Below are 9887 nucleotides of genomic sequence, written 5' to 3'. Positions count from 1 at the left end.
CGGTACGGGCGGCTACAGCTCGGCGAGGCTGCCCGCGTACATCTTCTCGATCTCGGCGGCGAAGTTGCTCTCCACGCCCCGGCGCTTGATCTTCAGCGACGGGGTGACCTCACCGTCCTCGATGGTGAGGTCGCGCGGGAGGATGGTCACCTTCTTGATCGTCTCCCAGCGGTTGAGCTTGGCGTTCAGCTCCGCCACGTAGCCGTCGACCATCGCCTGCGCCTCCGGCGAGGTGACGATCTCGGGGTAGTCGCGGCCCTCGAGCGGGCCGCCGGCCGCCCAGCCCTTGATCGCTTCCGGGTCGAGGGTGACCAGCATGGTGCAGTAGTTGCGGGCCTGCCCGATCACCACCGCCTGGGAGGTGTACGGGCAGATGGCCTTGAACATGCCCTCGATGTGCGACGGGGCGATGTACTTCCCGCCCGAGGTCTTGACCAGGTCCTTCTTCCGGTCGGTGATCCGCAGGTAGCCGTCGTCGTCCAGGCTGCCGATGTCGCCGGTGCGGAAGAAGCCGTCCTCGGTGAACGCGGCGGCGGTCTCCTCGGGCAGGTTGTGGTAGCCGCGCATCACCGGCCGGCCCCGGACCAGGATCTCGCCGTCGCTGTCGATCCGGCACTCCAGGTCGCCCATGGCCTTGCCGACCGTGCCGATCCGCAGCCCGTCCGGCGGGTTGACGAAGTTGCCCGCGCTGGTCTCGGTGAGGCCGTACCCCTCGGAGATGGGCAGGTTGGCGGCGGCGAAGAAGGTGCCGATCTCCTTGCTCAGCGGGGCCGCGCCGGAGACGAGCACCCGGATCCGGCCGCCGAGCCGGGCCTGGAGCTTGCTGAAGACCAGCTTCTCGGCCACCGCGTAGCGCAGCTTCAGGCCGAACGGGAGCGGCTTGCCGGCCTGCTCCAGCGCGACCTTCTCCTTGCCCACCGCGACGCCCCAGGCGAAGATCTTCGCCTTCGCGCCCCCGGCGTCCTGGGCCGTGGTGACCACCTTGTTGTAGACCTTCTCGAAGATCCGGGGCGCGCCGCACATCAGCGTCGGCCGGACCACCCCGAGCATCTCGACCAGCTTGTCCACCCGCCCGTCGACGTACGTGGGCAGGCCGACGTGGGTGACGCCGCAGAGCAGCGTCTTGCCGAACGAGTGCGACAGCGGCAGCCAGAGGTACTGGAGGTCGTCGTCGCGCAGCAGCCCCAGCTCGGCCTGGGCGACCCCCTCCCAGCACCAGCCGCCGTGCAGCAGTTCGACACCCTTGGGCCGGCCGGTGGTGCCGGAGGTGTAGATCAGCGTGGCCAGATGGTCCGGACCGATGCCGGCGACCAGCATGTCGATCAGGTCCGGCTCGTTCTCCAGCGCCCGCTCTCCCCGCGCCTCCAGCTCCGCCAGGGTGAGCTGCGGGACCGCGGCGGCCGGGTCGGGCTCGCCGTCGAAGAGCACCACGTGGGTCAGCGCCGGCAGGTCGCTGCCGGCGATCTTCGCGGCCTGGGCCGGGTTCTCGGCGAAGAGCACCCGCGACCCGGAGTCGGCGATGATGTAGGTGGCGTCCTCCGGCTCGGTGGTCGGGTAGACGGTGGTGGTGGCCCCGCCGGCGCACATGATGCCGAAGTCGGCGAGCACCCACTCGAGCCGGGTGTTCGCCAGGATCGCCACCGGGTCCTCCAGGCCGACCCCGAGCCCGTGCAGCCCGGCCGCGACCGCCTTGGCGCGCCGCCCGACCTGCTCCCAGTTCAGCCACACCGGCCCCGAGTCGTCCGCGGCGGCGTGGGCGAACGCGGGCCGCTCGGGGGTGGCCGCCACGCGCTTGAGGAACATGTCGGGGATCGAGCGGTACGGTACATCGAGAGCCATCGCTGTAGCCGCCTTCAGGGTGGAGGGACGTGACGGGGGTCACGCCATTCTGCGGTTACCGAAGAGTATTGCCTTCACCGGGGCGGCGGCTAGCCCTGGCGGACTGCGCCGAGCCGCGTCCCGGAAGGCGGAACGGCCCGGTCAGGCGTACCGGGACGCGGCGAGCGACCAGTCGTAGGTGGCCCGGATCCAGTTCCGCCGGGTGGTCAGGAAGGCGAGAACCGCCTCGTCGCCGGCCCCGGCCAGCGCCGACTCCCGCTCCTCGTACGCCGCCAGCGCCGCGTTGAACCGGGCGGCCGCCGCGCGCAGCGCCGCCTCCTCGTCCTGCCCGGTCTCGCCGACGATCGTGGTGACCAGGTTGTGCGCGCTGCTGCGCTCCTTGCCGTACGAGAAGAGGTCGTTGCACCAGCAGACCAGGTCGGCGGCGAGGTCGTCCACGGCGGCCAGCGCCGGATCCGCCCGCCGCCCCGGCTCGGGCACGGCGTCGTACGCCAGGTCGGTGAGGGTGAAGCTGGGCCGGGCCCCGCCGGTGTGCCGGCGCATCTGCACGTACTCGGCCACCCCGGGCACCCGCCGGTGCTCCCGGTTGGCCGCCTCCCAGAGCAGCGCCAGCAGGTACTCCCGCAACTGGCTGACCAGCCGCAGCAGCAGGGCCGGCCGCTGCCGGGCGCGGACCCGCCGGCACAGATCGTGCAGCGCGACGCCGAGCGGCCCGACGCCGGCCGGCACCGGCGCGTCCGGGTCGCCGTGCCGGTCGAGCACCGCCAGCAGCCCCGCCACGGTGGGCGCGAGCCGGGTCGGGCTGGCGCCCAGGCCGTCCTCGTCGCAGGCGTCGTCCATCACGAACAGCCAGGAGATCAGGTCGGTCAGCAGGCGCAACCGGTCCACCGGCGCGCCCGGGCAGGCCCGGCCGGCCAGCTCCGCCGGGCTGGCGCCGGTCAGCCGGCGCAGTCCGGCGGGATCCTCGATCAGGCCCAGCTCGCGTACCCACCCGGCGCTCTCCCCGGCGGCCAACTCGACGGCAGCGTGCCGGCGCACCGGGAAGGGGGGTTCGCGCAGTGCCGAGACCGCGAAGCTCCGCATCCGTCCCCCTGTCCCGCCGCCCTCGGTAATGGGCGGGTGGCCGAGAGCGTACGGCAGGAATGATCAGCCGTGGTGATCGGGCCGAGGGCTGTTTCACCTTTCGCGGCGACCGTTTCCGCCCAGCCGTCAGAAGCCCAGGTTGGCCGCCCGCAGCCGCTCGGCCGGCGCCGCCGGGCCGTCCACCTGCACCCGCGCCACCCGTTGCCGCCCGGAGAGGAAGAGCGCCAGCTCGCCGGGCGCGCCCACCACCCGCAGCCGGTCGCCGCCCCGGCCGACGGTGCGCTCGCCGAACCCGGGCGCCTGGACCAGCAGATCCGCCGGGAAGCGGCGCAGCGCCAACCGGGCCATCGCCGCGGCCCGCTTCCAGAGCACCGCCTGCAACCCCGCCGGCAGGTCCCGCGGCAGCCACCCCGGCTGCGCCCGGCGCACGTCCTCGTGGTGGATGAAGAACTCCAGGGTGTTGGCCAGCTCGTCGGTCAGCGGGTTGCTGACCGGACTCCACACCGGTGGGCGGCGCACCCGCGCCACCAGCTCCGCGTACGGTCCCGCGGCCGTCCGTCGCCGGACCGCCTCGCCGTAGCGGCGCAGCGGCCGCAGCAGGATGCCGGCGGCGGCGTCCGGCCGGCGCTCCCGCACCGCCAGGTGCGCCGCGAGGTCGCGGGTGCGCCACCCCGCGTCGATCGTCGGCGCGTCCGGTCCCAGGTCCAGCAGCAGATCGGCGAGCGCCTCGCGCTCCGATCGGGCGTACCGCGGCATGGCCCGATCGTAGGCCGGTGGTGGCCCGGCGGCCGGGACGGGCGCGCCACGATGCCGCCGCGCCCGCGGCCGGCGGGCGGTCGGCGCGACGAACCGCCCTGGTCAGCCCGGTCGGCGCGGAAAGGTGACGGCGGACATATGCCCGCCGGGTCGGCGGATCTGGCACCGAGCGGTAAGGATGAGGGAGAAAATTGCGGCTTACGGCGGGGGAGAGCGTGGCGAGCGGGACAAGTCGGGACGTGCTCGGCAGGGGACTGCGGGTACTCGGCCGGGCCATCCGGGAACAACCCCGGATCTTCGCGATCGCGGTGGCCGGCAGCGTGCTCTTCGGCCTCATGGTGATCGCCAGCGCGTACGTCGTCGGCGGGGTGGTCGGCAAGGTGGTGGTCCCGGCCATCGCCCGCGGCTCGGTGGCCGGCGGCGGGCTCGCGCTGGCCGCGGCGGCGCTGTTCGGGATCAGCGTGCTGCGGGTGGTCGGCATCTTCGGCCGCCGGCTCGGCGCCGGCTACATGCAGTACCGGCTCCAGGCCGCCTACCGCCGTCGGGTCACCCGCCGCTACCTCGACCTGCCGCTGGCCTGGCACCACCGCAACGCCACCGGCACCCTGCTCTCCAACGCCAACTCCGACGTCGAGGCGGCCTGGTATCCGATCGCGCCGCTGCCGTTCGCGGTCGGCACCCTGGTGATGCTGGTCGGCGCGGTGATCTCGCTGTTCCTCACCGACTGGGCGCTCGCCCTGGTCGGCCTCGCCGTCTTCCCGGCGCTGTTCGCCCTCAACGTGGTCTACTCCCGCCGGATGGCCCCCCGCCAGGCCCGCGCCCAGCGGCTGCGGGCCGAGGTCAGCGGCATCGCTCACGAGAGCTTCGACGGCGCGCTGGTGGTCAAGACGATGGGCCGCGAGGCCCAGGAGACCGCCCGGTTCGCCGCCCGCGCCGGGGAGCTGCGCGACGCGCTGATCTCCGTCGGCAAGCTGCGCGGCGTCTTCGACCCGATGCTGGAGGCCCTGCCCAGCCTCGGCACCCTCGCCGTGCTGGTGGTCGGCGCGATCCGGCTCCGGCAGGGTGCGATCACCGTCACCGAGCTGGTCAGCGTCGCCTTCCTGTTCACCGTGCTGGCCTTCCCGGTCCGGGCCATCGGCTGGGTGCTGGCCGAGCTGCCGCGCAGCGTCGCCGGCTGGGACCGGGTGCGCCGGGTCCTCGACGCCACCGGCGAGATGCCGTACGGCGAGGTGACGCTCGACCCGGCCACGCCGGCGCCGGCCACCCACGCCTTCCACGACGTCCACTTCGGATACGAGCCGGCCGAGGCGCACCTGCCCGGCACGGAGGTGCTCGGCGAGGTGACCTTCACCGTGCCGGCTGGCAAGACGGTCGCCCTGGTCGGGCCCACCGGGGCCGGCAAGTCCACCATCGCCTCCCTGGCCGTACGCCTGGTCGACCCGCGCACCGGCACGGTCACCCTGGACGGCGTCGACGTCCGCGACCTCACCGCCGCCTCGCTCGCCGGGAACGTGGCCCTGGTCGCCCAGATCCCGTTCGTCTTCGACGACACCGTCCGGGCCAACATCACCCTGGACCGGGCCGGCATCGGCGACGACGAGGTCTGGGCGGCGCTGCGGCTGGCCGAGGCGGACGGCTTCGTCGCCGCGCTCCCCGACGGGCTGGACACCATGGTCGGCGAGCGGGGCACCTCCCTCTCCGGCGGCCAGCGGCAACGGCTCACCCTGGCCCGGGCCCTCGCCGGCCGGCCGCGGCTGCTGGTGCTCGACGACGCCACCAGCGCCGTCGACCCCCGGGTGGAGGCGGCCATCCTGGCCGGGCTGCGCGCTCCGGCCGACCGGCCGTCATTCGGTCCGGAGCGCCGCCAGACGGCGGGGAGGCCGAATCATGGCCACAGCGCGGCCGCGTCGATCCTGGTGGTCGCGTACCGCCGGGCCACCATCGCGCTCGCCGACGAGGTGATCTACGTCGAGCACGGGCGGGTGGTCGCTCGCGGCACGCACCCCGAACTGCTCGCCACCGTGCCCGGCTACGCCGACCTGGTCACCGCGTACGAGCAGGCCGAGCAGGAACGCGAGCAGCCCCGCCCGTACGACCAGGTCACCCCGCTGACCTCCGGCCTGGAAGTCGAGGTTGACCGGTGAGCGCGAGGAGTGCGGCGGAGCGGAGCCCCGCAGTCGCGAACGAGAGGCAGGACTGGTGAGCACGACTGTGGAGGCCGAGCGGCCGGCCGAGGCGACCGAGTCGACCTGGCGGACGCTGCGCCGCGGATTGGCTCTCTCCCCGGAGCTGAAGACCGGGCTGGCCGGCACGCTCGGGCTGGCGCTGGTCTACATGATCGGCCGGGTGGCCGTGCCGGTGGCCGTGCAGCGCGGCATCGACCACGGCATCGTCGGCGGCCTCGACGTGGACGTGGTCGCGCTGACCGTGGTCGCCGCCGCCGCCGTGCTGGTGGTCACCACCACCTGCGGCTACCTGATGATGCGCCGGCTGTTCACGGTCAGCGAGACCGCCCTGGCCGGGGTGCGGACCCGGGCCTTCCGGCACGTGCACGACCTGTCCATGCTGCACCAGCAGTCCGAGCGGCGCGGCTCGCTGGTCTCCCGGGTCACCAGCGACGTCGACCAGATCACCCAGTTCCTCCAGTGGGGCGGGGTGATCCTGATCGTCAACCTGGGCCAGCTGGTGGTCACCACGGCCGTGATGCTGGCGTACTCCTGGCAGCTCACCCTGGTGGTGCTCGGCGCGTTCGCCCCGGCGGTGCTGGTGATCCGGCTGCTGCAGCGCCGGCTGGGCGCCGCGTACGGCCTGGTCCGCCAGCGGATGGGCACCCTGCTCGGCACCATCGGCGAGAGCGTGGTGGGCGCCCCGGTGATCCGCGCGTACGGGATCGCCGGACGGACCGCCCGGCGGCTGGACACGGCGATCGAGGGGCAGCGGCAGGCCCAGCAGCGGGCCATCCGGATCAGCATCATGGGCAGCTCGGTGGGGGAGCTGGCGGCCGGCCTGGCGCTGGCCGGAGTGGTGGTGGTCGGGGTCAACCTCGGCGTGGACCGCACCCTGTCCATCGGCCAGCTCACCGCGTTCCTCTTCCTGGTGACGCTCTTCATCCAGCCGGTGCAGATCGCCACCGAGGTGCTCAACGAGGCGCAGAACGCGATCGCCGGCTGGCGCCGGGTGCTCGACGTGCTGGACGTCGCGCCGGACGTGGCTGACCCCGGCAGGCAGGGGCGGGACCTGCCGCCCGGCCCGCTGGACATCCGCTTCGCCGGGGTGACCTTCGCTTACCCGGGCGGGCCGCCGGTGCTGCACGACGTGACCCTGGACATCCCCGCGAAGAGCCGGGTGGCCGTGGTCGGCGAGACCGGCAGCGGCAAGACCACCTTCGCCAAGCTGCTCACCCGGCTGATGGACCCCACCGACGGGGAGGTGCTGCTCTCCGGCGTGTCGCTGCGCCAGGTGCGCTTCGACTCGCTGCGCTCCCGGGTGGTGATGGTGCCGCAGGACGGCTTCCTGTTCGACGCCACGGTGGGGGAGAACGTCCGCTTCGCCCGCCCCGAGCTGACCGACGCCCAGCTCACCGCCGCCTTCTCCGAGCTGGGCCTGGCCGACTGGCTGGACGGGTTGCCGGCCGGGCTGGACACCCCGGTGGGGGAGCGCGGGGAGGCGCTCAGCGTCGGCGAGCGGCAGCTGGTCGCGCTGGCCCGGGCGTACGTGGCCGACCCCGACCTGCTGGTGCTGGACGAGGCGACCAGCGCCGTCGACCCGGCCACCGAGGTGCGCCTGTCGCGCACCCTGGACGCGGTCACCCGGGGGCGGACCACGCTGGCCATCGCGCACCGGCTCTCCACCGCCCAGGCCGCCGACGAGGTGATCGTGGTGGACCGGGGCCGGATCGTCCAGCGCGGCCCCCACGACGAGCTGGTCAAGGACCCCGATTCGGTCTACGCCCTGCTCTACGCCTCCTGGCTCGAACAGACCCGCTGACCCGGCCCCACCGCCCGCACCGGCCCGCGTTGATCAAGAAGTTCGCCTCCGGGCGGCCGGATCCCGACGCGAACTTCTTGGTCAACCTGGTGGGGGTGGGGTGGACAGGTCGCCGGTGAGGTAGCGCTGGACGGTGGGGGCGATCGCGGCGACCAGGGTCTCCGGGGTGGCGGAGGCGACCGGTTCGAGCCGGATGACGTACCGCATCATGGCCAGGCCGGCCAGCTGGCTGCCGACCAGCGCGCCGCGCAGCGGCAGCTCGGCCGGGTCGACGTCGAGCTGGTCGAGCACCCGGCGCAGCACCTGCGTGACCAGGAACTCGCGCAGCAGCCGGGCCGTCCACTCGTTGCTCACCGCCGAGCGGAGCAGAGCCACCGCCGCCCCGCCGACCGGGGAGTCCCACACCGACAGGAAGGTGCGGACCAGCCGCTCACCCGCCCGGTCCGGGCCGGCGGCCAGCACGGCCGGCAGCAGTTCGGCCGGATCGATCGGGATCGCCACGGTGGCCCGGAACAGCTCCTCCTTGGTCCGGAAGTAGTGGTGCACCAGGGCCGGATCCACCCCTGCGGCGGTCGCGATGGCCCGGATCGAGGCGGCGTCGAAGCCGCGCTCGGCGAACGCCGTCCGGGCCGCCGCGAGGATCGCCTCCCGGGTGTCCGGGTTGCCGGGCCGGCGGCCGGTGCGCCGCGCCCTCATCCGCTCCGCCGGCGCAGCGTGGCCGCGGCGAGCACCAGCGCCAGCAGCGCCGCCCCGGCGACGATCGCCACGTCCCGCCACATCGTCGTGGTCGGCTCGGCGTGCGCGCCGACCTCCTGCAGCGCCTCTACGGCGTACGACAGGGGCAGCGCGTCGCTGATCGCCTGGAGCCAGCCGGCCATCTGGCCCCGGGGCACGAAGAGCCCGCAGAGCAGCAGTTGCGGGGCGACCACCACCGGCATGAACTGCACGGCCTGGAACTCGGTCCGGGCGAAGGCGGAACAGAGCAGCCCGAGCGCGACGGCGAGCACCGCGTTGATCGCGGCGATCATGATCACGAGCGCGCTGCTGCCGGCCGTGGTCAGGCCGAACAGCCAGTACGCCACGGCCGAGGCGATGGTGGCCTGCACCACGCCGGCCAGCCCGAACGCGATGCCGTAGCCGAAGAGCAGGTCGAGCTTGCCCAGCGGGGTGGTGAGCAGCCGCTCCAGGGTGCCGGTGGTGCGCTCCCGCAGCATGGCGATGCTGGTCACCAGGAACATGATGATGAACGGGAAGAAGCCCAGCATGATCAGCGCCACCCGGTCGAAGACGGTGGGCCGCCCCGGCGGGTGGGGTTGGTCGACGTACATGAAGTAGACCAGGGTGAGCAGCACGGCCGGCACCACCACGAGCAGCGCCACGGTGCGCCGGTCGTGCCGCAGCTGACGCAGGATGCGCCCGATGGTCGCGGCCAGGATCCGCGGGTTCATCACGACACCTCTCCGGGCTGGCCGGCGTGGCCCGCCTCGCTCGCTCGGATCAGCCGCAGGAACGCCTCTTCGAGGTCGTCGACGCCGGTGGCGGCGCGGACCGCGTCCGGCGTGTCGTCGGCGATCAGCCGACCCTCCCGAATGAGCAGCAGCCGGTCGCAGCGGGCCGCCTCGTCCATCACGTGGCTGGACACCAGCAGCGTGGTGCCGGCGGCGGCCATGGCGTGGAACCGGGCCCACAGGTCGGCCCGCAGCACCGGGTCCTGGCCGACGGTGGGCTCGTCCAGGATGACCAGCTCCGGGTCGCCGACCAGGGCGCAGGCCAGCGAGGCGCGGCTGCGCTGGCCGCCGGAGAGCGTGCCGACCAGTTGGTCGGCGGCCTGGGTCAGGCCCACGTCGGCCACCGCGCCGTCCGCCTCGGCCCGGCCGCGCCCGTGCAGCGCGGCGAAGTAGCGCGCGTTCTCCCGGACGGTCAGGTCGGCGTAGACGCTGGGTGCCTGGGTGAGGTAGCCGACCCGGTGGCGCAGCTCCGCCGTGCCGGCGGGCCGGCCGAGCACGGTGACCGTGCCCGAGGTGACCGTCTGCACCCCGACGATCGCGCGCATCAGGGTGGTCTTGCCGCTGCCGCTGGGCCCGAGCAGCCCGGTGACCGCGCCGCGGGGCACCGCGCAGGAGATGCCCTGGAGCACCCGCCGCCGGCCCCGGTCGACCACCAGGTCACGGACCACGACCGCGTCGTCCATGCCCGCCTCCAAAACTCATCAGACGTTGAAA

At 73.8% G+C, this 9887-nt stretch carries 8 protein-coding genes; 2 read left to right on the top strand and 6 right to left on the bottom strand.

Annotated elements, in window-relative coordinates:
* Window positions 1-12 precede the first annotated feature (12 nt).
* From ACY34I_RS30530 to ACY34I_RS30520, 3 genes are all read right to left on the bottom strand, one after another.
* A complete protein-coding gene (locus ACY34I_RS30530) occupies window positions 13-1839 on the bottom strand; it encodes an AMP-dependent synthetase/ligase (protein WP_462758514.1) in 1827 nt (608 codons plus the stop codon).
* A gap of 141 nt (window positions 1840-1980) precedes the next feature.
* On the bottom strand, window positions 1981-2922 hold the full coding sequence (locus ACY34I_RS30525; protein ID WP_462758513.1) for a terpene synthase family protein: 942 nt from the start codon (window positions 2920-2922) through the stop codon (window positions 1981-1983).
* Between the two features lie 126 nt (window positions 2923-3048).
* The gene (locus ACY34I_RS30520) at window positions 3049-3678 is read right to left on the bottom strand and encodes a TIGR03085 family metal-binding protein (protein WP_462758512.1); all 630 of its coding nucleotides are present in this window, start codon (window positions 3676-3678) and stop codon (window positions 3049-3051) included.
* Window positions 3679-3893: 215 nt separating this feature from the next.
* On the opposite strand from ACY34I_RS30520, the gene ACY34I_RS30515 reads away from it, so the two are divergent.
* The gene (locus ACY34I_RS30515) at window positions 3894-5822 is read left to right on the top strand and encodes an ABC transporter ATP-binding protein (protein ID WP_462758511.1); all 1929 of its coding nucleotides are present in this window, start codon (window positions 3894-3896) and stop codon (window positions 5820-5822) included.
* A 52-nt stretch (window positions 5823-5874) separates the two neighbouring features.
* Entirely contained in the window at window positions 5875-7665 is a 1791-nt protein-coding gene (locus ACY34I_RS30510) for an ABC transporter ATP-binding protein (protein ID WP_462758517.1), read from the top strand.
* A gap of 81 nt (window positions 7666-7746) precedes the next feature.
* On the opposite strand, the gene ACY34I_RS30505 is transcribed toward ACY34I_RS30510, so the two are convergent.
* Genes ACY34I_RS30505 through ACY34I_RS30495 form a run of 3 tightly spaced genes read right to left on the bottom strand, consistent with a single transcriptional unit; the run spans window position 7747 to window position 9856 of the window.
* Window positions 7747-8361: a TetR/AcrR family transcriptional regulator gene (locus ACY34I_RS30505; protein ID WP_462758510.1), complete on the bottom strand. Its 615-nt coding sequence runs from the start codon at window positions 8359-8361 to the stop codon at window positions 7747-7749.
* A complete protein-coding gene (locus tag ACY34I_RS30500) occupies window positions 8358-9113 on the bottom strand; it encodes an ABC transporter permease (protein WP_462758509.1) in 756 nt (251 codons plus the stop codon). The genes ACY34I_RS30505 and ACY34I_RS30500 overlap by 4 nt, the downstream gene beginning before the upstream one ends.
* Window positions 9113-9856: an ABC transporter ATP-binding protein gene (locus tag ACY34I_RS30495; protein WP_148796637.1), complete on the bottom strand. Its 744-nt coding sequence runs from the start codon at window positions 9854-9856 to the stop codon at window positions 9113-9115. Before ACY34I_RS30495 ends, ACY34I_RS30500 begins: the two co-directional genes overlap by 1 nt.
* Between the last annotated feature and the right edge of the window lie 31 nt (window positions 9857-9887).

The sequence above is a fragment of the Micromonospora sp. RTBAU3-60 genome, from assembly GCF_054963695.1.
The sequence above is the reverse complement of the archived record's forward strand: the minus strand, read 5'-3'. Positions and strand labels throughout refer to the sequence as shown.